23 protein-coding genes, 1 tRNA gene and 1 pseudogene are annotated in these 21,404 nt (G+C 65.7%); 20 read left to right on the top strand and 5 right to left on the bottom strand.

All coding sequences use genetic code 11. The annotated features are described in order from the left end of the window. Positions 1-130 precede the first annotated feature (130 nt). Positions 131-604 (top strand): hypothetical protein, encoded by a 474-nt coding sequence (locus AC2FAN_RS16265; protein WP_485175356.1) that lies wholly within the window; start codon positions 131-133, stop codon positions 602-604. Between the two features lie 56 nt (positions 605-660). On the opposite strand, the gene AC2FAN_RS16260 is transcribed toward AC2FAN_RS16265, so the two are convergent. The 3 genes from AC2FAN_RS16260 to lipB all read right to left on the bottom strand — a co-directional run bounded on the left by AC2FAN_RS16260 (position 661) and on the right by lipB (position 3,354). Next, on the bottom strand, positions 661-2,268 hold the full coding sequence (locus tag AC2FAN_RS16260) for a carboxyl transferase domain-containing protein (RefSeq protein WP_485175354.1): 1,608 nt from the start codon (positions 2,266-2,268) through the stop codon (positions 661-663). Positions 2,269-2,380: 112 nt separating this feature from the next. Then, positions 2,381-2,581: a hypothetical protein gene (locus AC2FAN_RS16255; RefSeq protein ID WP_265053720.1), complete on the bottom strand. Its 201-nt coding sequence runs from the start codon at positions 2,579-2,581 to the stop codon at positions 2,381-2,383. A gap of 68 nt (positions 2,582-2,649) precedes the next feature. Continuing rightward, positions 2,650-3,354: a lipoyl(octanoyl) transferase LipB gene (lipB, locus tag AC2FAN_RS16250; protein WP_485175352.1), complete on the bottom strand. Its 705-nt coding sequence runs from the start codon at positions 3,352-3,354 to the stop codon at positions 2,650-2,652. A 136-nt stretch (positions 3,355-3,490) separates the two neighbouring features. Here lipB and AC2FAN_RS16245 point away from each other — a divergent pair, with 136 nt between their 5' ends. The 5 genes and pseudogenes from AC2FAN_RS16245 to AC2FAN_RS16225 all read left to right on the top strand — a co-directional run bounded on the left by AC2FAN_RS16245 (position 3,491) and on the right by AC2FAN_RS16225 (position 7,346). Then, positions 3,491-3,760 (top strand): FliM/FliN family flagellar motor switch protein, encoded by a 270-nt coding sequence (locus tag AC2FAN_RS16245; RefSeq protein ID WP_265053722.1) that lies wholly within the window; start codon positions 3,491-3,493, stop codon positions 3,758-3,760. 124 nt (positions 3,761-3,884) lie between these two features. Beyond that, a tRNA-Leu gene (locus tag AC2FAN_RS16240) sits at positions 3,885-3,969 on the top strand. Positions 3,970-4,188: 219 nt separating this feature from the next. Beyond that, positions 4,189-4,962, top strand: a pseudogene (locus AC2FAN_RS16235) (glycoside hydrolase family 25 protein); the annotation flags it as partial. Positions 4,963-5,295: 333 nt separating this feature from the next. Beyond that, entirely contained in the window at positions 5,296-6,261 is a 966-nt protein-coding gene (locus AC2FAN_RS16230; RefSeq protein WP_265053723.1) for a GH25 family lysozyme, read from the top strand. Between the two features lie 92 nt (positions 6,262-6,353). After that, the gene (locus tag AC2FAN_RS16225) at positions 6,354-7,346 is read left to right on the top strand and encodes a CorA family divalent cation transporter (protein ID WP_485175350.1); all 993 of its coding nucleotides are present in this window, start codon (positions 6,354-6,356) and stop codon (positions 7,344-7,346) included. A gap of 10 nt (positions 7,347-7,356) precedes the next feature. Here AC2FAN_RS16225 and dmeF read toward each other — a convergent pair whose 3' ends face one another. Further along, the gene (gene dmeF / locus AC2FAN_RS16220; protein ID WP_485175348.1) at positions 7,357-8,349 is read right to left on the bottom strand and encodes a CDF family Co(II)/Ni(II) efflux transporter DmeF; all 993 of its coding nucleotides are present in this window, start codon (positions 8,347-8,349) and stop codon (positions 7,357-7,359) included. 19 nt (positions 8,350-8,368) lie between these two features. Continuing rightward, on the bottom strand, positions 8,369-8,635 hold the full coding sequence (locus tag AC2FAN_RS16215) for a metal-sensing transcriptional repressor (protein ID WP_265053728.1): 267 nt from the start codon (positions 8,633-8,635) through the stop codon (positions 8,369-8,371). Between the two features lie 203 nt (positions 8,636-8,838). On the opposite strand from AC2FAN_RS16215, the gene AC2FAN_RS16210 reads away from it, so the two are divergent. The 14 genes from AC2FAN_RS16210 to dhaK all read left to right on the top strand — a co-directional run bounded on the left by AC2FAN_RS16210 (position 8,839) and on the right by dhaK (position 21,359). Further along, on the top strand, positions 8,839-10,011 hold the full coding sequence (locus AC2FAN_RS16210; RefSeq protein ID WP_265053729.1) for an isovaleryl-CoA dehydrogenase: 1,173 nt from the start codon (positions 8,839-8,841) through the stop codon (positions 10,009-10,011). Positions 10,012-10,181: 170 nt separating this feature from the next. Continuing rightward, on the top strand, positions 10,182-10,601 hold the full coding sequence (locus tag AC2FAN_RS16205) for a gamma-glutamylcyclotransferase family protein (RefSeq protein ID WP_485175345.1): 420 nt from the start codon (positions 10,182-10,184) through the stop codon (positions 10,599-10,601). A 704-nt stretch (positions 10,602-11,305) separates the two neighbouring features. Continuing rightward, on the top strand, positions 11,306-12,613 hold the full coding sequence (locus tag AC2FAN_RS16200) for an ABC transporter substrate-binding protein (protein WP_442865020.1): 1,308 nt from the start codon (positions 11,306-11,308) through the stop codon (positions 12,611-12,613). 136 nt (positions 12,614-12,749) lie between these two features. After that, complete coding sequence (locus tag AC2FAN_RS16195) at positions 12,750-13,670, top strand: carbohydrate ABC transporter permease (protein ID WP_485175686.1); 921 nt, start codon at positions 12,750-12,752, stop codon at positions 13,668-13,670. Beyond that, positions 13,667-14,635: a carbohydrate ABC transporter permease gene (locus AC2FAN_RS16190; protein ID WP_113511717.1), complete on the top strand. Its 969-nt coding sequence runs from the start codon at positions 13,667-13,669 to the stop codon at positions 14,633-14,635. Before AC2FAN_RS16195 ends, AC2FAN_RS16190 begins: the two co-directional genes overlap by 4 nt. Further along, the gene (locus AC2FAN_RS16185) at positions 14,632-14,856 is read left to right on the top strand and encodes a hypothetical protein (protein ID WP_265053732.1); all 225 of its coding nucleotides are present in this window, start codon (positions 14,632-14,634) and stop codon (positions 14,854-14,856) included. Before AC2FAN_RS16190 ends, AC2FAN_RS16185 begins: the two co-directional genes overlap by 4 nt. A 3-nt stretch (positions 14,857-14,859) precedes the next feature. Then, entirely contained in the window at positions 14,860-15,981 is a 1,122-nt protein-coding gene (locus AC2FAN_RS16180) for an ABC transporter ATP-binding protein (protein ID WP_265053733.1), read from the top strand. Beyond that, positions 15,974-16,987 carry an ABC transporter ATP-binding protein gene (locus tag AC2FAN_RS16175; RefSeq protein ID WP_265053734.1) on the top strand — a complete coding sequence of 338 codons (1,014 nt, stop codon included), beginning with the start codon at positions 15,974-15,976 and terminating at the stop codon, positions 16,985-16,987. Before AC2FAN_RS16180 ends, AC2FAN_RS16175 begins: the two co-directional genes overlap by 8 nt. Before the next feature lie 3 nt (positions 16,988-16,990). Continuing rightward, positions 16,991-17,593, top strand: coding sequence for a dihydroxyacetone kinase subunit DhaL (dhaL, locus tag AC2FAN_RS16170; RefSeq protein WP_485175342.1), 603 nt, complete (start codon positions 16,991-16,993; stop codon positions 17,591-17,593). Between the two features lie 4 nt (positions 17,594-17,597). Next, a complete protein-coding gene (gene dhaM / locus AC2FAN_RS16165; protein WP_265053736.1) occupies positions 17,598-17,996 on the top strand; it encodes a dihydroxyacetone kinase phosphoryl donor subunit DhaM in 399 nt (132 codons plus the stop codon). Between the two features lie 38 nt (positions 17,997-18,034). Next, complete coding sequence (locus tag AC2FAN_RS16160; protein WP_265053737.1) at positions 18,035-18,313, top strand: HPr family phosphocarrier protein; 279 nt, start codon at positions 18,035-18,037, stop codon at positions 18,311-18,313. A gap of 6 nt (positions 18,314-18,319) precedes the next feature. Then, the gene (gene ptsP / locus AC2FAN_RS16155) at positions 18,320-19,924 is read left to right on the top strand and encodes a phosphoenolpyruvate--protein phosphotransferase (protein WP_265053738.1); all 1,605 of its coding nucleotides are present in this window, start codon (positions 18,320-18,322) and stop codon (positions 19,922-19,924) included. Continuing rightward, positions 19,921-20,376, top strand: coding sequence for a hypothetical protein (locus AC2FAN_RS16150; RefSeq protein ID WP_265053739.1), 456 nt, complete (start codon positions 19,921-19,923; stop codon positions 20,374-20,376). Before ptsP ends, AC2FAN_RS16150 begins: the two co-directional genes overlap by 4 nt. Beyond that, complete coding sequence (gene dhaK / locus AC2FAN_RS16145) at positions 20,373-21,359, top strand: dihydroxyacetone kinase subunit DhaK (RefSeq protein WP_476806974.1); 987 nt, start codon at positions 20,373-20,375, stop codon at positions 21,357-21,359. Before AC2FAN_RS16150 ends, dhaK begins: the two co-directional genes overlap by 4 nt. Positions 21,360-21,404 lie beyond the last annotated feature (45 nt).

Raw genomic sequence — 21,404 nt, 5'->3', positions numbered from 1 at the left:
GGTCAGGTCGCAGGACCCCGCGCTTTGAACCGCGCCTGCTTCAACCCGGGCAGACGAAGCACTCGGGTCATCCAAGCCACCCGAGAAACGACGGCATGCTATCGTCGGACATCCAACGGAGATCATCGCCTTGCTGCGCTCCCTGCTGATTCTGATCGTCATGCTGGCGATGGCCCCGCCCCTGCGCGCGCAGGAGCCCGCGATCGAGATCGTCGGTATCGGAGCCGATACGATCCGGCTCTCGTCGCAGTCCCTGTCGAGCCTGCCCGTCGCCGAACGCGACGTGACCTTCGAGACCTCGAAGGGGCCGGCAACGCGCCATTACAAGGGTGTCCTGTTCTGGGATGTCCTGCAGGCGCACAAGGCCCTCGACGGCCTCAAGCCCGGTGACCAGCTCAGGAAGACGTTCATCGCGAGCGCAAAGGACGGCTATCAGATCGCCTTCTCGATCGGAGAAATCCATCCCGACTTCGGCAACATGCCCCTCATCCTCGTCGCCGAAGTCGATGGCAAGCCGCTGGATGGCGGCTGGCGCCTTGTCGCGCCCGGCGACAAGCGCGGCGCGCGCGCCGTCTACGAAGTCACGAGAATCGAGCTGCGGTAGGACTTGCCGTCATGCTCGAGCTTGACCCGAGCATGACGGAGGCTGCGCCCCGCTCCTCACATCCGGAACACGCCGAACTTCGTCTCGGGAATCTCCGCGTTGAGCGTAGCGGAGACGGCCAGCGCCAGCACGCGGCGGGTCTCGGAGGGCAGGATGATGCCGTCGTCCCAGAGCCGTGCCGTGGCGAAATAGGGCGAGCCTTCTTCCTCGTACCGGCTGCGGATCGGCGCCTTGAAGGCCTCCTCGTCGGCCGCCGGCCAGCTCTTGCCCTCGGCCTCGATGTTGTCGCGGCGCACGGTGGCGAGCACGCTCGCCGCCTGCTCGCCACCCATCACCGATATCCGCGAGTTCGGCCAGGTGAACAGGAAGCGGGGGCTGTAGGCTCGCCCGCACATGCCGTAATTACCCGCGCCGAAGGAGCCGCCGACGAGCACCGTGATCTTCGGCACCCGCGCCGAGGCGACGGCGGTGACGAGCTTGGCGCCGTCCTTGGCGATGCCGCGCGTCTCGAAATCGCGGCCGACCATGAAGCCGGTGATGTTCTGCAGGAAGAGCAGCGGAATGCGCCGCTGGCAGCACAGTTCGATGAAATGAGCGCCCTTGAGCGCGCTTTCCGAGAACAGGATGCCGTTATTGGCGATGATGCCGACCGGGATGCCGTGGATGCGGGCGAAGCCGGTCACCAGCGTGGTGCCATAGAGCTTCTTGAACTCGTCGAACTCCGAGCCGTCGACCAGCCGCGCAATCACCTCGCGGATGTCGTACTGCTTCTTGAGATCGGTCGGCACCACGGCTTCCAGCTCGGCCGGGTCGTAGAGCGGCTCGACCGGCTCGGCGATGTCGATATCCGGGCGCTTGACGCTGTTGAGATTGCCCGCGATGCGCCGGGCGATGGCGAGCGCATGGGTGTCGTCGCCGGCATAGTGATCGGCGACGCCCGAAAGCCGCGCATGCACGTCGGCGCCGCCGAGATCCTCGGCCGAGACGACCTCGCCCGTCGCGGCCTTCACCAGCGGCGGGCCGCCCAGGAAGATCGTGCCCTGTTTCCTGACGATGATCGTCTCGTCCGACATCGCCGGCACATAGGCGCCCCCAGCGGTGCAGGAGCCCATCACCACCGCGACCTGCGGAATGCCCTCGGCCGAGAGCGTCGCCTGATTGTAGAAGATTCGGCCGAAATGCTCGCGGTCGGGGAAGACCTCGGTCTGGTGCGGCAGGTTCGCGCCACCTGAATCGACGAGGTAGATGCAAGGCAGACGGTTCTCGCGGGCGATCTCCTGCGCACGCAGATGCTTCTTCACCGTCATCGGATAGTAGGTGCCGCCTTTGATCGTCGCATCGTTGCAAACGATCATGCACTCGCGGCCGGCGACGCGGCCGATGCCGGCGATCATGCCGGCGCCATGGACATCGCCCTCATACATGCCGAAGGCGGCGAGCGAGCCGATCTCGAGGAAGGCCGAGCCCGGATCGAGCAGGCGCAGAACGCGCTCCCGAGGCAGCAGCTTGCCGCGAGCCGTATGGCGTTCGCGGGATTTGGCGTTGCCGCCGAGCGCGGCGGTCGCGCGCTGCTGCTGAAGTTCGTCGCGCAAGCCCGCCCAGGCGTCGGCATTGGCGCGCGTCTCGGCCGAATTCAGATCGACCTTGCTTTCGATGACCGGCACGGCGCGCTCCCTCGGCGGAATCCTCGGCCGAGGTTATGGCGCGCCGTATCGAAAACGCCAACCGGCACGGACGCACGCATGCGGCCGGGCAAATCCGCGCCGGCGGAAGATGCTACTCGCGCGCTTTGTTGATCGACCCGGTCACGGACGGCGCCGCGACGGCCCCGATCGCGCCGCCCGCAACCGCGCCGATCGGCCCGCCGACGAGGGCGCCCGCCCCCGCTCCGGCGGCTGCGCCGGCAATGCGCTGGTCGGTGGTGTTGCAGGCCGCCAGCAGCACAGCGAGGCCGCCGGCGAGAAGAAAAGCGCGCATCTGTCATTCCCATGTCTGGCTCGAAACAGGCCGAAAGCATGGGTGCGGCATGACTAACGAAAGGTAAATCAGGCTGGGACGGTTGGGCCAAACACCCGCTCGAAGGCCTCGCGCAGCACCGAATCGACCTCAGGCATCGTCACGGGCAGGCCGAGATCGACGAGCGAGGTCACGCCATGCTGGCTGACGCCGCAAGGCACGATACCGTCGAAGTGCGAGAGTTCCGGCTCTACATTCAGCGAGATGCCGTGGAACGAGACCCAACGGCGCACGCGGATGCCGATCGCAGCGATCTTGTCCTCGACATCCGCCCCCTTGTCGGGGCGGCGGACCCAGACGCCGACGCGATCCTCGCGCCGCTCGCCGCGGATGTTGAAATCGTCAAGCGCGCCGATCAGCCAGCCTTCGAGCGCGGCGACGAAGCGGCGCAAATCCGGCTGACGCCGCTTCAGGTCGAGCATGACATAGGCCACGCGCTGGCCGGGGCCGTGATAGGTGAACTGCCCGCCCCGCCCCGAGCGGAAGACCGGGAATCGCTCGGGCGCGATCAGGTCCTCGTCCCGCGCCGAGGTGCCGGCGGTGTAGAGCGGCGGGTGCTCGACCAGCCAGACGCGCTCGCGCGCCTCTCCGTCGGCGATCAGCCCGGCGCGCATCTCCATCTCGGCGACGGCCTCGTCATAGCCGATCAGCCCCTCGGCCACGACCCATTCGACCGGCTCGCCGACCGCTTCCGAAAGGAAGGACACGGCGAGTTCCTCACGCATCTTCACCATGGCTTAACCATGTTCCGTCCAAGCTTTCCGTACCGGAGACATCCGGCGCGACCACGGCCAAGCCTCTTGCGCCCAAAACCGGCGGGCAGGCAAGTTTCGCTGGTCCAATTCTGAAGTAGGGTTCCGGAGGCAGGACTTGAAGGCCGATCTCGATCTCGTTCCTGTCGAACTCACCGTTGTGCTCGGCCAGACCGAGATGCCGATCTACAAGCTGCTGCGCCTCGGCCGCGGCGCGATCATCGAGCTCAACACCAGCGAGACCGACGAAGTCCAGATTCTCGCGAACAACCACCCCTTCGCCAAGGGAATCGTCGTGGTCAGCGGCGCCAAGATTTCCGTCGAGATCACCCAGATGCTGAAGCGCCCGACGATCTACACATTGCAGAGCGTGGCCGAGGCCGCCTGAGCCGCCAATCTGGGGAAAAACCGGGATCGCTCGTTTTTCCGCGCGGATGCACTTGTGGCAACGGATTCGATTTGCTAGATCGGCGCCGCTCACCGGGTGCACCGCCTGCAACCGGAACCGAGCTGCGGTCGTGGCGGAACTGGTAGACGCACTACCTTGAGGTGGTAGCGGGGAGACCCGTGGAGGTTCGAGTCCTCTCGACCGCACCAAATTCGGACGGTAAGTCCAGCGAAAGGCGACCTTCGGGTCGCCTTTCGCGTTTCTGGCCTGTTTGGAAGGCCTTGAAGCGAAAGCCTCACCCTTTGCGCGAAAGCGAATCGGTACTGAGGAACAGGAAAGTCGAGCCAGCGCCTCAGATTCGGCTGACAGGCGGCAGAACTTTGGTAACGTAAACCCGCCGTCAAGCATTCTCCGCAATTCTCGGCGAGATGAACGCCCGCCGCATGTCACGTTTCCGCTTCCCGCCCTTTCTGGCTGCTGCCGCTTTCGCGGCCCTCGGCGGCTGCGTGGCGCTCGACAACTATCCGTCGAAGGGCGACGCCCGCCCCCACCCCGGCGTCGCGGCGGCTCACAACTATCCGATCCACGGCATCGACATCTCGCGCTGGCAGGGCGAGATCGACTGGGCCTCGGTCAAGGCCGCCGGCACGCGCTTCGTCTACATGAAGGCGACCGAGGGCGGCGACCATGTCGACCCTGCCTTCCAGCGCAACTGGGAAGGCGCGCGCCGCGCCGGCATTCCGCGCGGCGCCTACCATTTCGTCTACTGGTGCCGCCCGGCACATGAGCAGGCGGTCTGGTTCAAGCAGCAGATTCCGAACGACCCCGATGCGCTGCCGCCGGTGCTGGACGTCGAATGGAACGGCCACTCCCGCACCTGCCCGCAGAAGATCGCGCCGGACCTCGCCCGCGAGAAGATCCAGCTCATGCTGAACGAGCTTGAGCTCCTCACCGGCAAGAAGCCGGTGATCTACACGGACATAACCTTCCACCGCGAGGTGCTCGAAGGCCAGTTCAACAGCTACCCCTATTGGATCCGCTCGACCGCTGCCCTGCCCGAGGTGCGCTACAACAATCGGACCTGGGCCTTCTGGCAGTTCACCACCACCGGCCGCGTGCCCGGCATCAAGGGCGATGTCGACCGCAACGCTTTCTTCGGCACCGAAGCGCAATACGCCGGCTGGGTGCGCGGCGAATTCGACATCGGCACGCGTCGCTGGGACAAGGCCGACAAGGTTCCGCCGCAGCCTGATCCGGGACCCGAGCGTCCGGCGATGCCGGGGCCGGCACCGACGCCGGCGCCGATCCCGGAGAACATGCCTGTCGCACGTATCCCCGGCGCCGCTCCCCCCGTCGCCTCGGCGTTCCAGCCGAGCCGCGTGGCAGCGACAGCCGTGCAGGACACGGACCTCGACGACTGAGCGGCCCGGCCCCGCGGTTAACCAAGGCTGAAACTCTTGGTTAGACAGCGCGGCAATTCTAACCGCCGCTTAACCACGCTCCCGCCATCTGGACCTGTGATGCGGGAGAGACACATGCCAGCGGGCAAGCTGACCAGCGGACGGACGGGCCTTGGAGCCTTTGCTTTCGCGGCGATTCTGATCAGTTTTCTGGAGCCTGCGCAGGCGTTCTATCCCAAGAAGGGCGACAGCGCCCCGCATCACGGCGTCCGCGATGCGCGGCGCAAGGTCATCCAGGGCATCGACATCTCGCGCTGGCAGGGCGAGATCGACTGGGCCAAGGTCAAGGATGCCGGCACCCGCTTCGCCTTCATCAAGGCGACGGAAGGCGGCGACCATCTCGATCCCAATTTCAAGCGCAACTGGGCCGAGGCGAAGAAGCACGGGATTCCACGCGGCGCCTATCACTTCGTCTGGTGGTGCCGCTCGGCCAAGGATCAGGTGCGCTGGATCAAAAAGCATATTCCGCGCGATGCGGATGCGCTGCCGCCCGTCCTCGACGTCGAATGGCAGAACGACTCGCAATGCACCCGCAAGATCTCGCGGGAGCTGGCCCTCGCCAAGATCAACGAGATGCTGAAGGGTCTGCGCGAGCACACCGGCAAGAAGCCCGTCATCTACACCGACATCAACTTCCACGAGGACGTACTGGAGGGCGAACTCAACGATCATCCCTTCTGGCTGCGCTCGACCGCCGCGCCGCTGGCCAAGCGCTATGCCCGCGACCGCTGGGAGTTCTGGCAGTTCACCACCACGGGCCGCGTGCCTGGCATCGTCGGCGACGTCGATCGCAACGCCTTCTTCGGCAGCGAGCGTGAGTTCGACGGCTGGCGCCAGGGCAGGTTCGATATCGGCGCACGCAAATGGCAGGGCGGCGAGCCCAAGTTCGCCCTGCGTGCGCCTCCGCCGACACCGGCCGGTCTGCGCGCCCCGGCAGCGGCCGGCGGCACGAAGTTGAAATTCGCACCGCCCGGCCGCATCCCCGCGCGCACGGCGAACAGCGGCGACGCGGACATGACCGGCACCGTCCGCCGCAACTGAATAGCCGGGCCCGACCGTCACGCCATTGTCACATCCGCGGAGCCCTTAGCACCGCGCCGCCGACCAGCCTGCGGCGGCAGCGGAAGCGGACCATGCCCGGCGACCTGCAATCCCAGTCCGGTATCATCTGGGCCTATCGCTTTGACGAGGACGGGCGGCCAAGCCGCGTTCCGCGCGAGACCCTGCCAGATCTCTCACCGGCCGAGGGCTTCGTCTGGCTGCATCTCGACCTCGTCCATACGCGGGCGCAGAGCTGGATCGCAGAGCAGGCCCTGCCGGACACGACGCAGGAAGCCTTCCTGTCGCATGAGCCGCACCAGCGGCTCGATCATTCCGCCAATCTCGCCTGGGGCGTGTCGCACGACCTGATCCGGGACATCGCCGACAAATCCGAGGATGTCGGCGCGCTGCGCTGGATCATCGGCGACGACTTCCTGCTGACTGGCCGGCGTGAAGCCCTGCATTCGATCCGCATGACCGCCGAAGCGCTTGATCGCGGCGAGCCGGCTTCCAGCCCGGCAGGCCTGTTCGAGCAGATCATCGAATACATCATCGACGACATCACCGACGCCGTCGTCCGCCTCGTCGAGGAAACCGACAGCGTCGAGGATCACATTCTGCTCGACCGCCTGCATGACGGGCCGCAGCGTGTCGGCGCGATCCGCCGCACCGCCGTTCGGCTGCATCGCCAGCTCAGCGGGCTGCATGTCCTGTTCCGCCGCTTCGCCGAGACGCATTCCGGCCGCAGCGCCCCGGACGCGGTGAAGGCTGCGGCCATGCGCCTGCTCCAGCGCATCGACGGCCTCCACCATGACGTCCAGTCGGTGCAGGATCGGGCGCGGCTGCTGCAGGACGAGATCGCCGCCCGCTCGGCCAGCCGCACCAACCGCCAGCTCTATGTGCTCTCCTTGCTGACGGCGCTCTTCCTGCCCGCAACCTTCATCACCGGCCTGTTCGGCATCAATGTGAAGGGCCTGCCCTGGGTCGAATCGGATCTCGGCGCCGTGTTCGTGGCCATGTCCTGCATCGCCACAGCGCTGTTCACGCTGATCCTGCTGCGGAAACGCGGCGTAATCGGCGATTGACCGGAGCCATCTAGGCAACGGCCGGGCGGGCGTTCACCTCGACCGTGACATGTGACAGCGTCGGCAGATCGGCCAGCAGCTGCTTGTAGACCGCCGGGGCTTTCGGCTCGCGGGTGACGATCGAGACGATCGCGCTGCGATGCCCCGGCCCGACCTGCCAGAGATGTAGATCGGCGATCTCGGCGCCCTCGGCGGCGATCCGTTCGCCGATACGCTTCGCAAGGGTCTCGTCCGGCACGGTGTCGAGCAGGATCGCTCCCGAGCTGCGCAGCAGGCCGACCGACCAGTGGGCGATCACGCAGGCGCCGACGATGCCCATCGCCGGGTCGAGCCAGACCCAGCCGTAGAATCGGCCGCCAAGCAGCGCCGCGATCGCCAGGATCGAGGTGAAGGCGTCGGCGACGACATGCGTGTAGGCCGCGCGCAGGTTGGTGTCCGCGCCGTGCCCGCCGCCATGGGCATGATGGTGGTGGTCGTGATGGTCATGGTCGTGATCGTGCGGGCGATGCCCCGAGCCGCCATGGCTGTGGCCGTGATGGTGGTCATGCCCATCCTTCAGCACCCAGGCGCTCGCCAGATTGACGATGAGACCGAGCACGGCGATCACCGTGGCCTGGGTGAAATCGATCGCGACCGGCGTGCTCAACCGCATCGCTGATTCCCAGCCCACGGCAAGGCCCACAAGCATCAGCAGCAGCGCGCTGGCGAAGGCCGCGAGATCGCCGAGCTTGCCCGTGCCGAAGCTGAAACGGCTGTCACGCGCATGCTGCCGGGCGAAGCGATAGGCGAAGGCAGCGATGCCGAGCGCTGCGGCATGGGTCGACATGTGCCAGCCATCGGCGACGAGCGCCATCGAGCCGAACGCCGTGCCCGCCACGATCTCGGCGACCATGGTGACCGCCGTCAGGCCGACGACGAGCCAGGTGCGCCGCTCGTGGCGATCATGTGCGCTGCCTAGGAAGACGTGCTCGTGGCGGGCTGGAAAGCTGTTCAGGTTCGACATGGCGCTCGCTCCGCGGCCGTCACAGATATTTGGTGAGAGCCTTCAGCTCCTCGATCGACCTGCGGGCCTCGGGCGTCGGTGCCTGGGCGTGGTCGAACAGATGGTGCTCGATATGGTCGAAGATCAGCAGCGACTTGACCTTCTCCAGAGCCTTCTCGACAGCCTGGAGCTGCTGCACGACCTCGGGAACCGCCCGCCCCGCCTCGACCATCCCGACGACGGTGCCGAGGTGCCCCTGTGCGCGGCGCAGGCGATTGATGATGTCGGGGTCCATGGCGTGGCTCATGTCGATATCCTATCCTCCAGGAGGGGATAAACAAGAGGGATTGCCCCTGTGCGGACAGGCTTTGGCCTGCCGCCACGGAACGCTGGCCACCGCATCGACGCCCAACCGCGCCGGGCGCGTCTGCACACTGACGCGCCGGCTGGCTCCGGCTATAACGGCGGCAAGGGAGGCTCGCTCCCAATGATCAACCGGGAGGTTCCGCCATGCTCGCCAACGCGCCGCGCCCGTTCAATTTCGACCTCGGCGAGACCGCCGACGCCATCCGCGACACCGTCCACGCCTTCGCGCAGGAGAAGATCGCGCCGCGCGCAGAAGAGATCGACCGCAGCAACCAGTTCCCGCGCGATCTCTGGCCGGAGATGGGCGCGCTCGGCCTGCACGGAATCACGGTGGAGGAGGAGTATGGCGGCACCGGGCTCGGCTATCTCGAGCATTGCATCGCGGTCGAGGAAGTCTCCCGTGCCTCGGCCTCGGTCGGCCTCTCCTACGGCGCCCATTCCAATCTCTGCGTCAACCAGATCCGCCGCAACGGCAGCGAGGCGCAGAAGCGCAAATACCTGCCGGGTCTCATCTCCGGCGAGCATGTCGGCGCGCTCGCCATGTCCGAACCCGGCTCGGGCTCCGACGTGGTCTCGATGCGCACCCGCGCCGACAAGAAGGGCGACCGCTACGTCCTCAACGGCAACAAGATGTGGATCACCAACGGCCCGATCGCCGAGACGCTGGTGGTCTACGCCAAGACCGATCCGGAGGCCGGCTCGCGCGGCATCAGCGCCTTCCTGATCGAGAAGGGCATGAAGGGCTTCTCGACCCACCAGAAGCTCGACAAGCTCGGCATGCGCGGCTCCGATACCTGCGAGCTCGTCTTCCAGGATTGCGAGGTGCCGGAGGAGAACGTGCTGGGTACGGTCGGGCGCGGCGTCAACGTGCTGATGTCGGGCCTCGACTATGAGCGCGTCGTGTTGGCCGCCGGCCCCCTCGGCATCATGCAGGCGGCGCTCGACGTGGTCATGCCCTATGTCCATGAGCGCAAGCAGTTCGGCCAGTCGATCGGCGAATTCCAGCTCGTCCAGGGCAAGGTCGCCGACATGTATGTCGCGATGAACTCCTGCCGCGCTTACGTCTATTCCGTCGCCAAGGCCTGCGACCGTGGCGAGACGACTCGCGAGGACGCAGCCGGCGCGATCCTGATCGCGGCCGAGAAGGCGACGCAGGTCGCGCTCGACGCCATCCAGCTCTTGGGCGGCAACGGCTACATCAACGACTATCCGACAGGCCGCCTGCTGCGCGACGCCAAGCTCTACGAGATCGGCGCCGGGACGAGTGAGATCAGGCGCATGCTGATCGGGCGCGAGCTGTTCAACAAGACGAAGTAGGACGAGAGCAACAACCGCGCCGTCATCCCGGACAAGCGGCGAAGCCGCGCTGATCCGGGATCCATCGGAGGCTACTATGCCCTACGATGGATTCCGGATCTCCGCTTCGCTATGTCCGGAATGACAGCGCGCCCTGACAATGGGACCCTGCAAAAAGGCCGAGCCGGACCATGCCCCTCTACTTCGCCTACGGCCTTAACATGGACCCGGTCGGCATGGCACAGCGCTGCCCGAACTCGCACGCGCTCGGCCCCGCCCGCCTGCCGCGCCATCGTTTCATCGTCACGCGCGACGGCTATGCCTCCGCCATCCGCGATGCGCGCGACGAGGTCCATGGCGTGCTCTGGGACTGCTCGCTCAGTGATATCCGCACGCTCGACAAGTTCGAGGACATCGGCAGCGGGCTCTACGTCAAGATCAACCAGCCGGTGATCGTGCCGGGCGGCGCCAAGCGCGCGCTGATCTATATCGGCCGTTCAGGCGATGCCGGAAAGCCGAAGCCCGGCTATATGGAAACGGTCATCGCCGGAGCGAAACATTGGGCTCTGCCAGAGGCTTACATCGCCGGCTTGAATCGGTTTCTGACCTGAAACGCGAGGCATAGTGTTGCCGCGATTGTAGGAAAAATTCCGCAATCCGATAAGCGCCGCCCGGCCACCAAGCCGGGCGGCGCTTCGTTTCCAGCAAATCAAGAAGCGTGCCCCTGGAACGGCGGGCTCTCCCTTATTCCTCGGAAAGGCGCCGCGTCAGCGATCTTCCACTTCGGCTTGGAAGCAGTTCAATGCGTCTCCGTCCGCTCATTGACTCGTACCCCGCGAGACCGAGCGGTCATGGCGCGTTGGCGGGGACCGGTCCGGCTCACCTGCCAGCCCGACCGACAGCGTGTTAAGTGCCCCTTGGCCCGTCGCTCTTGAGTTCCCGACGCTCGATCTACCGCTTCGTGGACCTGTCGGGCAAGCCTGCTTGCTTCGCGAAGCAGATGATGGGCCAGGCTGCCCCAACCCACCGATACTCAGGAATTCACTAAACTTGTGCATCGCGGCGCAAAACGCTGCATTGCGGTATGTTATCGGCCGTCTTCATCGCTTGACATGTTTAGCGATTGACTGTTCACTAAACAAATCGCTGAACTTGGACGGTTAGTTCCGGGGCGGCGTGAGGAAACGTCCCGCGTCGGCCGTGCCTTTTCTTCCGGTTGTGCCCGTCGCGGTCACGCAGGTTCACCCGTCACCCCAATGACGGCTGGTGACGGCACGCCAAGGGAGGGAAAACCATGAAAACAATCAGGACATGGATGCTTGCCGCGACCATCGCCGGGAGCGCCGCGCTGGCTGCCACCGCGGCACAGGCGCAGGGCAAGTCTCTGACGCTCTGCTGGGCGGCCTGGGATCCGGCCAATGCGCTAGTCGAGCTCTCCAAGGACTTCACCGCCAAGACCAATATCGCGATGAAGTTCGAGTTCGTGCCTTGGCCGAACTTCGCCGATCGCATGCTCAACGAGCTCAATTCCAAGGGCAAGCTCTGCGACCTGATCATCGGTGACTCGCAGTGGATCGGCGGCTCCGCCGAGAACAAGCATTACGTGAAGCTGAACGATTTCTTCGCCAAGGAAGGAATCAAGATCGACGACTTCATGCCGGCGACCGTCACCGGCTATGCCGAATGGCCGAAAAATACGCCGAACTACTGGGCGCTGCCGGCCATGGGGGATGCGCTCGGCTGGACCTACCGCAAGGACTGGTTCTCCAGACCTGAGCTGCAGGCCGAATTCAAGGCCAAGTACAACCGCGAGCTCGCCGCGCCGAAGTCGCAAACCGAGCTGAAGCAGATCGCCGAGTTCTTCCAGGGCCGCGATATCGACGGCAAGAAGGTCTATGGCGCGGCGATCTTCACCGAGCGTGGCTCGGAAGGCATCACGATGGGCGTCGCCAACGCACTCTATCCTTTCGGCTTCAAATATGAGGACCCGAAGAAGCCCTACGCCATGGCTGGTTTCGTCAACTCCGACGATGCCGTGAAGGGCCTGGAGTTCTACAAGTCCCTGTACAAGTGCTGCACCCCGCCGGGCTACTCCAACGCCTATATGCAAGAGGGCCTGGACGCTTTCAAATCCGGACAGGCGGCCCTGCAGATGAACTGGTTCGCCTTCTTTCCCGGCCTGTACAAGGATCCCAATGTTGGCGGCGACAGGATCGGCTTCTTCGTCAATCCGCCCGAGAAGCAGAAGGGCTCGCAGCTCGGCGGACAGGGCCTCTCGGTCGTCGCCTATTCGCCGAACCAGGCCGAGGCGCTGTCCTACGTCAAATGGTTCGCCTCGCTCGACGTGCAGAAGAAGTGGTGGGAACTCGGCGGCTATACTTGCCACAAGGGCGTGCTGAACGATCCCGGTTTCGCCAAATCCGCGCCCTTCGCGGCCGACTTCCTCGTCGCCATGGGCCAGGTCGTCGATTTCTGGGCCGAGCCGTCCTACGCGCAGCTGATGCAGGCGGAGCAGGCGCGCATCCACGACTATGTCGTGGCGGAGAAGGGCACCGCCAAACAGGCGCTCGACCTGCTGATCCAGGATTGGACCAAGGTCTTCAAGGAAGACGGCAAGTTCTGACGCAAGCGGGCCTTCGCCCCAGCCGAACCGGGGCTGCGCCTCATCGCAGGTGGCGCAGCCAGTCCCCGACCTTGCCTTTGAACGGTGCTGAGTCATGAATGCGAGCGACGTCACCGGCATCAGGAGCGCGGCAGCGATGCGCGCAGCCTATCCCCCAATCGCCCAGCGGGTCCGGGGTCTCAGCGACAAAGCCATCGCCTGGATCTTCATCGCGCCGACGATGATCCTCCTGCTCGCGATCAACCTGTTCCCGCTGATCTGGACGATCCAGCTTTCCTTCACCAATTACCGCGCCAATCGCCCCAATGCACCGCTGCGCAATGTCGGGCTCGATCACTACCAGGCGATCCTGTCGGATCCGGAAATCTGGCAGCGCATGCAGGCGACGGCGCATTTCGTGTTCTGGACGATCCTGCTGCAGACCGTCATCGGCTTTGCGCTGGCCTACCTGATCGACCGCAAATTCCGCGGCCATGGCTTCTGGACCACGCTGATCCTGATCCCGATGATGCTGTCGCCGGCCGTGGTCGGCAATTTCTGGACCTTCCTCTACCAGCCGCAGATCGGCCTGTTCAATTACGTCGTCTCGTTCTTCACGGGGCTTGCGCCGTCCTCCTTCCAGATGCTGGGCGACGTCACCTTGAGCCCCTGGGCGATCATCATCGTCGATACCTGGATGTGGACGCCCTATGTGATGCTGATCTGCCTGGCCGGCCTGCGCTCGATCCCGGACTACATCTACGAGGCAGCCGAGGTCGACCGCGCCAGCAACTGGCGGCAATTCATCTCGATCACGCTGCCGATGTGCCTGCCCTTCATCATGCTGGCCGTGCTCTTCCGCGGCATCGAGAACTTCAAGATGTTCGACATGGTCAACCTCCTGACCTCGGGCGGGCCGGGCTCGACGACCGAACTCGCCTCGATCACGCTGAAGCGCGCCGCCTTCGAGGCCTGGCGCACCGGCTATTCCTCCGCCTTCGCGATCATCCTGTTCGTCGCCGTGTTTGGGCTGGCGAACATCTATGTGAAGGCGCTGAACAAGGTGAAGGCACGATGAGCGGCGCGCTCTCCACGGCCCACTCCGTCGTCGCGCCGAGCGGACGCGTCAAGCTGCTGGCCGGTACCATCGTCGTTCTCTACGCGCTGGTGGCCATCGTGCCGCTGCTCTGGATCGGCCTGACCAGCATCAAGACGCCGCCGGACTCGATCTCCTACCCGCCCAAGGTCGTGCCCTTCCTGCATTTCGAGCCTTCGATCGAAGGCTATTGCAACCTGTTCAACACCCGATCGCGCCAGACGGCGGATTATCTCGCCTCGCTCCCGCCTGCGAATTCCGCCTGCGAAGAGATCACGCGCTCGCGCAGCATGGTGGTCGTCGGCCCGTCGAATTATGTGCCGCGCTTCGTCAATTCGCTGATCATCGCATTCGGCTCGACGCTGCTCTCGGTGGGGCTGGGCACCTGCGCGGCCTATGCCTTCTCGCGCTTCAAGGTGCCGCTGAAGGACGACCTGCTGTTCTTCATCCTGTCGACACGGATGATGCCGCCGATCGCCGTCGCGATCCCGATCTTCCTGATGTATCGCGAGCTCGGCCTCTCCGACACGCGGCTCGGCATGATCCTGCTCTACACCTCGGTCAACGTCTCGCTGGCTGTCTGGCTGCTCAAGGGCTTCATCGACGAGATCCCACGCGAATACGAGGAGGCGGCGATGATCGACGGCTACACACGGCTGCAGGCCTTCCGCAAGGTCGTGCTGCCGCAGGCCACGACCGGAATCGTCGCGACCGCGATCTTCTGCCTTATCTTCGCCTGGAACGAATATGCCTTCGCCGTGCTGCTCACCTCGGGCACGGCGCAGACCGCGCCGCCCTTCATCCCGATCATCATCGGCGAGGGCGGGCAGGATTGGCCGGCGGTTGCGGCCGGAACGACGCTGTTCCTGATCCCGATCCTGGTTTTCACCGTGCTGCTGCGCAAGCACCTCCTGCGCGGTATCACCTTCGGGGCGGTGCGCAAATGAACCTGCATGCCAGCCATTCCCGGCAACCGGGCGGCACGCCTCGATCGCGCTGGCCCAGGGCGCTGCGGCGCGGACCGATGGAGATGCTGGCGACGGTGCTGATCGCGGCCGGCGTGCTCATGCTGCTGCAGCCCTTCTCGCTGACGCTCTACGGCTATTCCTTCGTAACGACGCTGATCGGCGTCATCATGTTCACCTTCGTCACCAAATTCCCGGAGTGAGCCATGGCCGAGATCCGGGTCGATAATCTGGTGAAACGGTTCGGCGCCTTCATGGCGGTGCGCGATACCAGTTTCACGGTCGAGGACGGCGATTTCTTCTGCCTGCTGGGCCCCTCCGGCTGCGGCAAGACGACGACATTGCGGATGGTTGCGGGGCTGGAGCTGCCATCCTCCGGCAGTATCCAGCTCGATGGTGAGGACGTCACCTTCAAGCGGGCGCGCGAACGCGACATCGCCATGGTGTTCCAGCTCTTTGCGCTCTACCCGCATATGAACGTGCGCAAGAACATCAGCTTTCCCTTGGTCTCGATGGGGGTGCCCAGGGACGAGACGAGACGGCGCGTCGAGGAAGCGGCACGCGTGCTGCGCATCGAGCATCTGCTCGACAAATCGATCTCCGGTCTTTCCGGCGGCGACCGGCAGCGGGTCGCACTCGGACGCGCCATCGTGCGCGAACCGAAGGCCTTCATGATGGACGAGCCGCTGGGCGCGCTTGACGCCGAGTTCCGCCATCTGATGTGCGGCGAGCTGCGCGCGCTGCACGATCGGCTGAAGGCGACGACGGTCTATGTCACCCATGACCAGCTCGAAGCGATGTCGATGGCCGACAAGATCGCGGTGATGAATGACGGCGTGATCGAGCAACTCGGCTCGCCGCAGGAGATCTATGACCGCCCGAATTCGATGTTCGTCGGGGATTTCATCGGTTCGCCCGCGATGAATTTCATCCGTTTCGACGGCACGGCCATTGCGGGCTCGACCTCGGTCAGCATCGATGCCGCCTGCGTGACCCTGCCGGAACTGCGCGAGAGCCACGCACCCGGACCGCTGGCGCTTGGGGTGCGGCCCGAGCAGATCGTCATCGGCGATCCCGGCCGGCAGGGCAGCGCCCTTCCGGGCGAGATTTTTGGCACCGAATATCTCGGCACGACCCAGATCGTGACGGTCGCCACCCCGCGCGGCAAGCTCAAGGCGCGCTTGCCTGCCCATCTGCCGGTGGCGGCCGGCGACCGCGTCAGTCTGTCGTTCAGGCCTGAGCGGCTATCGCTGTTCGATGCGGCGACGGGAAAGGCGATCCGCTCCGCCTTGCATGAGGCCAGCACGACGAGGCGCACCCATGGCTGAGGTCACGCTGACGCAAGTCTCGAAGCGGTTCGGTGCGGTGCAGGCCGCGAGCGATCTGTCGCTCACCATCGCCGATGGCGAGTTCGTCGTGCTGCTGGGGCCGACGGGCGCGGGCAAGACAACAGCCTTGCGCCTCATTGCCGGGCTGGAGACCCCGGATGAAGGCCGCATCTTCATCGGCGGCGTCGATGTCACGGCGCTGCCGCCGGCGGCGCGCGACGTCGCCTTCGTGTTCCAGCAATACTCGCTCTATCCGCATCTGAGCGTATTCGACAATCTCGCCTTCCCCTTGCGGTCGCCGACACGGCGTACGCCCGAGGACGAGATCCGGCGCGCGGTCGGCCATGTCGCAAAGCTCCTCAAGATCGAGGACAAGCTGCAGAACCGCGCGACGCAGCTCTCCGGCGGCCAGATGCAGCGCGTCGCGATCGGCCGTGCCTTGGTGCGCAGCCCGTCGATCTACCTGATGGATGAGCCGCTCTCCTCGCTCGATGCCAAGCTGCGCGCGGAACTGCGCATCGAGCTGAAGCATATCCAGCAGGATCTGGGCGCGACCGTCCTCTACGTCACACATGACCAGACCGAAGCGATGACGCTGGCCTCTCGCATCGGCGTGATCAACCAGGGCCGCCTCGTGCAGATCGGAACGCCGCGCAGCATCTATGAGGACCCGACCGACATCTATGTCGCCACCCGCCTCGGCAGCCCCGGCATCAACCTGCTGCCGCGCGCCCTCTTCCCCGGTCTGGGGGCGCCGGCCAGCACGACCACGATCGGCGTGCGCACCGAGCATCTCGCCATCGCCAAGGCGGGGAATGGCGCGGTGACGGGCAAGGTCAACTGGATCGAGCGGCTCGGCGATCAGAACCACCTGCATATCGCAGTGAACCAGCATCAGATCGTCAGCCTGGTCGATCCGGATGAAGGCCTGGATGTCAGCGACGAGGTGAGCGTGAGCCTGCTCAAGCCGCTGTTCTTCGACGCCGACGGCCAGCGGGTGAGGTGAACCATGGACGGCGCGTTGAAGAAGAAGCTGATCCAAGCCATGGCCGCGGCAATCTTGACCCATGCCGATGAATTGACGGCGCTCGACCAGGCCATTGGCGACGGCGATCACGGCCTGAACATGAAGCGCGGGTTCGAGGCCGTGCTGGCGGACATGGATCCGATCACGGCAAAGCCCTTGCCCGACGCCCTGAAGGCAATCGGCACGACATTGGTGATGAAAGTCGGCGGCGCCTCAGGGCCGCTCTACGGCACGCTATTCATGACGCTGGGTAAGGAACTGCCGCCGGAGCCGACGATTACGGAGATGGCGCAGGCACTGGCCGCGGCGATCGAGGCCGTGAAGGCGCGAGGCAAGTCCGATCTCGGCCAGAAGACCATGCTCGACGTGCTGGCGCCGCTCCAGGCCGCACTCGCTCATGGCGGCGCCGACCTCACGAAGCGCCTTCCCGAGGTCGCCAGGATCGCGGCTGAGGCAACGGTGCCGCTCAAGGCCATTCGCGGACGCGCCTCGTTTCTGGGAGAGCGTTCGATCGGCCATATGGATCCCGGGGCACGCTCATCGGCGCTGCTCGCCACCGCAATCTGCCACGCCATCGGAGCCTGAAAGCATGCCAGCCAGCAAGAATGTCGGCATCGTCATCGTGTCGCACTCGGCCAAGGTCGCCGAAGGCGCCGTCGACATGGTTCGCCAGATGGTCGGCGACAATGTCCCACTTGCCGCGGCCGGGGGCAATGCCGAAGGCGGCCTGGGCACCGATGTCGCCGCCATCATGGCGGCGATCGACAAGGCGTGGTCGGAAGCGGGCGTCGCCATCCTGGTCGATCTCGGCGGGGCCGAGACCAATAGCGAGATGGCGGTGGAAATGATGCCGGAGGAGCGGCGCGGGCGCATCGTCATCTGTAATGCACCGATTGTGGAAGGCGCCGTGATGGCCGCCACCGAAGCGTCCGGCGGCTCGCCGCTGGCCGTCGTGCAGGCGACCGCCGAGGAACTCATGTCGGCATGAATGACATGTCGGCAAAAGGTAGCGAGAGGAATGCAAGGATGCAGGAGGTGACGGCCAGCGCCCTGCTCACCAACAAGATCGGGCTTCATGCCCGGCCCTCGGTGAAGCTTACCCAGACCGCCAAGCGCTTCGGCTCCCGTATAGAGGTCGCGACCAGCGCGGCCGGCCCGTGGACCGATGCCAAGAGCCCGGTGAAGATCATGCGCGTCAAGGCGGCCCAGGGCGAAGTGCTGCATTTCAAGGCCAGCGGCGAAGATGCTTCCGCCGCGCTCGCTGCGCTCGTCGATATCGTCGCACGCAAGTTCGATGAGGAGTGAGGCGTGATGGAACGCCGCCTTTCCGGCCTCGCCGCATCGACCGGGCTCGCCTTCGGCCCGGTGGTGGCATTTCGCGCAGTCGGCGAGATGCGGCGCGTGAAGGGCCCGGTCGCAAGTGAGCGACAGGCTCTGGCGGACGCCGTTGCCGCTTCCCTCCAGGCCGTCACGGCATTGGCGGCCAGTCTTCACGGCGAGGCTGCCGATATCGTGGGCTTTCAGGTGGCGCTGCTCGAAGACGACGCCTTGACCGAGGGCGCCTATGCAGCAATCGAGCGCGGCGTGCCTGCCGACACGGCCTGGCGACAGGCGCTGGCGGAGGAGATCGCGGGATATGAGGCGTCCGACGACGCCTATTTCCGCGCCCGCGCCACAGATTTGTCTGATATCCGGGACCGGGTTCTGCGCCAGCTTTTCGGCTTGCCCGAATTGACGAATGCGCCGCCCGGCGCCGTCATCGTGGCGCAGGATCTGCCGCCCTCCGCCTTCCTTGGCATCGATTGGTCGCAAGGCGGCGGCATCGTGCTCGGGGCCGGCAGCCCGACCAGCCATGTCGCCATGCTGGCGCGCGGGCGTGGCGTGCCGATGGTGGTCGGCATCGGCTCCGATTGGGAGGCGGTCTCCGGCACGGTCGTCGTCGATGGCATGGCAGGCCTCGTCCTGACCGGCCCGTCGCGCGCGAGCATCGACGAGGCGCGACGGCGGGCAGACGAACTCGGCCACGGGCGGAGCGAGGCGGAAACCCGCAAGCGCGAGCCTGCGCTGACCCGCGACGGGACCCCGATTGCCGTGATGGTCAATATCGCGGGGAGCGCCGATGTCGCCGGCTTCCCGGCCGAGGCCTGCGACGGCATCGGCCTGACCCGCACGGAGTTCCTCGTCGAGCAGGCCTTGCAGGATGAGGCGCGCCAGTTCGAGGCCTATGCCGCGTTGCTGCACTGGGCTGGCGGTCGGCCGGTAACGATCCGCACGCTCGATGCCGGCGGAGACAAGCCCATCGCCGGCTACACGATCGATGGCGAGACCAATCCCTTTCTTGGCCTGCGTGGCATCAGGCTGTCCCTGCGCCATGCCGACGTCTTCCGCGTCCAATTGCGGGCGTTGGCCCGGGCGGCGAGCCTGGGCCCGCTCAAGGTCATGCTGCCTATGGTCACCGCAGCGCAGGAACTGGAACAAACGAGAGTGCTGCTGGACGGCGTTCTGGCGGAACTCGCGGCGGAAGGATTGCCGCATGCAGCGCCTGCGCTCGGCATCATGGTCGAGGTTCCGGCCGCCGCCATGGCGGTCGCGAGCTTCGACGCCGCCTTTTTCTCGATCGGCTCCAACGATCTGACGCAATACGCGACCGCCGCCGCGCGCGATGGATCGGAGGTCGCGGCCTATGCCGACGTCCTGCATCCCGGCGTGCTCGCCATGATAGCCCATGTCGCGCGCCATGGCGCCGACCTTGGTCGAGAAGTCAGTCTCTGCGGCGATGCGGGAGGCGATCCGCGCGCCATCGCCGCATTGCTGCGGGCCGGCGTCCGGGCCGTGTCGGTCTCTCCCGGGCTGTTGGCGATGGCGAAGGAAGCGATCCGGGCGGTCGATCTCTCGCAGCCAGTGACGGACGCATGACCAGCCCCGAAACCCTCCCGACCGACCCTTCGCCATTGGCCGCGTACAAGGCGATCCTGCGCGCGATCATCGAGAACCGCCCCTCCGGCACCCGGCAGCGGCTGGCGGAAGCCATCGGCAAGAACCGCAGCTTCATTTCGCAGATCATCAGCCCCGCCTATGCCACGCCAGTGCCGGTGCAGCATCTGGAGACGATCTTCCATGTCTGCCATTTCGCGCCGCGGGAGCGGCAGGCCTTCCTGAACGCCTATCGCGCCGCGCATCCGGGGCGCCTGGAGGTGGTCGATGCCGGGCGGCCGATGCGCCGGCTGGTGGTCGAGTTGCCGGATTTCGGCAGCGCCGACCTGAATGCCCGGGTCGACCATATCGTGCTGGGGGTCGCGCGCGGCCTGGTGTCCCTGATCCCGGCCGCCGCCGACGAAGAAGCCGATGCGCAGGGGGAGAGCCTATGAAGAAACTGATCAACGCGGTCGACAGCATTCTGTCGGAGAGCCTCCAGGGACTCGCCGCCATTCATGGCGATATCCTCATGCTCGGCGAAGAGGAAAAGTTCGTTCGACGCAAGGTGCTGAAGCCCGGCAAGGTCGCGCTGATCTCGGGTGGGGGCTCTGGCCATGAACCCTTGCATGCCGGCTTCGTCGGCACCGGCATGCTCGATGCCGCCTGTCCGGGGCAGGTCTTCACCTCGCCGACGCCGGACCAGATGCTGGCGGCGGTGAACGCCGTCGGCACGGCGGCGGGCTCGCTCTTCATCGTCAAGAACTATGAAGGCGACGTGATGAATTTCGAGATGGCGGCCGAGATGGCCGAGAGCCCAGTCGCGACCGTCATCACCGATGACGACGTCGCGGTCCCGGCCTCGACCTGGTCCACCGGCCGGCGTGGCGTCGCAGGCACGCTGATCGTCGAGAAGATGGTCGGCGCCGCCGCCGAGCAGGGCCGCGAGCTCGATACGCTGAAGTCCCTCGGCGAGGAGGTCAACCGGCGCACCCGCTCGATGGGCGTGGCCCTCACTTCCTGCACCGTGCCTGCAGCCGGCAAGCCGACCTTCACCCTCGGTGAGGACGAGATAGAGATGGGCGTCGGCATCCACGGCGAACCGGGCCGGCGGCGCGTGAAGCTGGCAACGGCGGACGCTATCGCCGACGAGATGATGGGGGCGATCCTCGGCGATCTTTCCCTGAAGAGCGGCGCGCCCTGCCTGCTGCTCGTCAATGGCTTCGGCGGGACGCCCGCCATGGAGCTCTATCTGATGGCCAATGCTGCAAGGCGCGTCCTGGCGGGACGCGGTCTCGCCATCGCACGTGGCCTGGTTGGGTCTTACGTCACCTCTCTGGACATGGCTGGTTGTTCGCTAACCGTGACGGCGCTGGACGACAGCATGATCCAACTCTGGGACTCGCCGGTCCATACGGCTGCGCTGCGTTGGGGGTAAGCACCGCAAGCGTTGGGGCGGATCTTGCCTGGAATTTGCCTTCGC

It is taken from the genome of Allobosea sp. RIT-PG3_2, assembly GCF_057321085.1.
The sequence above is the reverse complement of the archived record's forward strand: the minus strand, read 5'-3'. Positions and strand labels throughout refer to the sequence as shown.

Bases quoted from the DNA above. Each gene is read 5' to 3' on its own strand.
- AC2FAN_RS16190 (WP_113511717.1), top strand. From the start codon at position 13,667: ATGAGCGGCGCGCTCTCCACGGCCCACTCCGTCGTCGCGCCGAGCGGA.
- AC2FAN_RS16195 (WP_485175686.1), top strand. From the start codon at position 12,750: ATGCGCGCAGCCTATCCCCCAATCGCCCAGCGGGTCCGGGGTCTCAGC.
- AC2FAN_RS16185 (WP_265053732.1), top strand. From the start codon at position 14,632: ATGAACCTGCATGCCAGCCATTCCCGGCAACCGGGCGGCACGCCTCGA.
- AC2FAN_RS16255 (WP_265053720.1), bottom strand. From the start codon at position 2,581: ATGCGCGCTTTTCTTCTCGCCGGCGGCCTCGCTGTGCTGCTGGCGGCC.
- AC2FAN_RS16225 (WP_485175350.1), top strand. From the start codon at position 6,354: ATGCCCGGCGACCTGCAATCCCAGTCCGGTATCATCTGGGCCTATCGC.
- lipB (WP_485175352.1), bottom strand. From the start codon at position 3,354: ATGGTGAAGATGCGTGAGGAACTCGCCGTGTCCTTCCTTTCGGAAGCG.
- AC2FAN_RS16200 (WP_442865020.1), top strand. From the start codon at position 11,306: ATGCTTGCCGCGACCATCGCCGGGAGCGCCGCGCTGGCTGCCACCGCG.
- dmeF (WP_485175348.1), bottom strand. From the start codon at position 8,349: ATGTCGAACCTGAACAGCTTTCCAGCCCGCCACGAGCACGTCTTCCTA.
- AC2FAN_RS16160 (WP_265053737.1), top strand. From the start codon at position 18,035: ATGCAGGAGGTGACGGCCAGCGCCCTGCTCACCAACAAGATCGGGCTT.
- AC2FAN_RS16175 (WP_265053734.1), top strand. From the start codon at position 15,974: ATGGCTGAGGTCACGCTGACGCAAGTCTCGAAGCGGTTCGGTGCGGTG.
- dhaK (WP_476806974.1), top strand. From the start codon at position 20,373: ATGAAGAAACTGATCAACGCGGTCGACAGCATTCTGTCGGAGAGCCTC.
- AC2FAN_RS16180 (WP_265053733.1), top strand. From the start codon at position 14,860: ATGGCCGAGATCCGGGTCGATAATCTGGTGAAACGGTTCGGCGCCTTC.
- AC2FAN_RS16150 (WP_265053739.1), top strand. From the start codon at position 19,921: ATGACCAGCCCCGAAACCCTCCCGACCGACCCTTCGCCATTGGCCGCG.
- dhaL (WP_485175342.1), top strand. From the start codon at position 16,991: ATGGACGGCGCGTTGAAGAAGAAGCTGATCCAAGCCATGGCCGCGGCA.
- AC2FAN_RS16205 (WP_485175345.1), top strand. From the start codon at position 10,182: ATGCCCCTCTACTTCGCCTACGGCCTTAACATGGACCCGGTCGGCATG.
- ptsP (WP_265053738.1), top strand. From the start codon at position 18,320: ATGGAACGCCGCCTTTCCGGCCTCGCCGCATCGACCGGGCTCGCCTTC.
- AC2FAN_RS16230 (WP_265053723.1), top strand. From the start codon at position 5,296: ATGCCAGCGGGCAAGCTGACCAGCGGACGGACGGGCCTTGGAGCCTTT.
- AC2FAN_RS16215 (WP_265053728.1), bottom strand. From the start codon at position 8,635: ATGAGCCACGCCATGGACCCCGACATCATCAATCGCCTGCGCCGCGCA.
- dhaM (WP_265053736.1), top strand. From the start codon at position 17,598: ATGCCAGCCAGCAAGAATGTCGGCATCGTCATCGTGTCGCACTCGGCC.
- AC2FAN_RS16210 (WP_265053729.1), top strand. From the start codon at position 8,839: ATGCTCGCCAACGCGCCGCGCCCGTTCAATTTCGACCTCGGCGAGACC.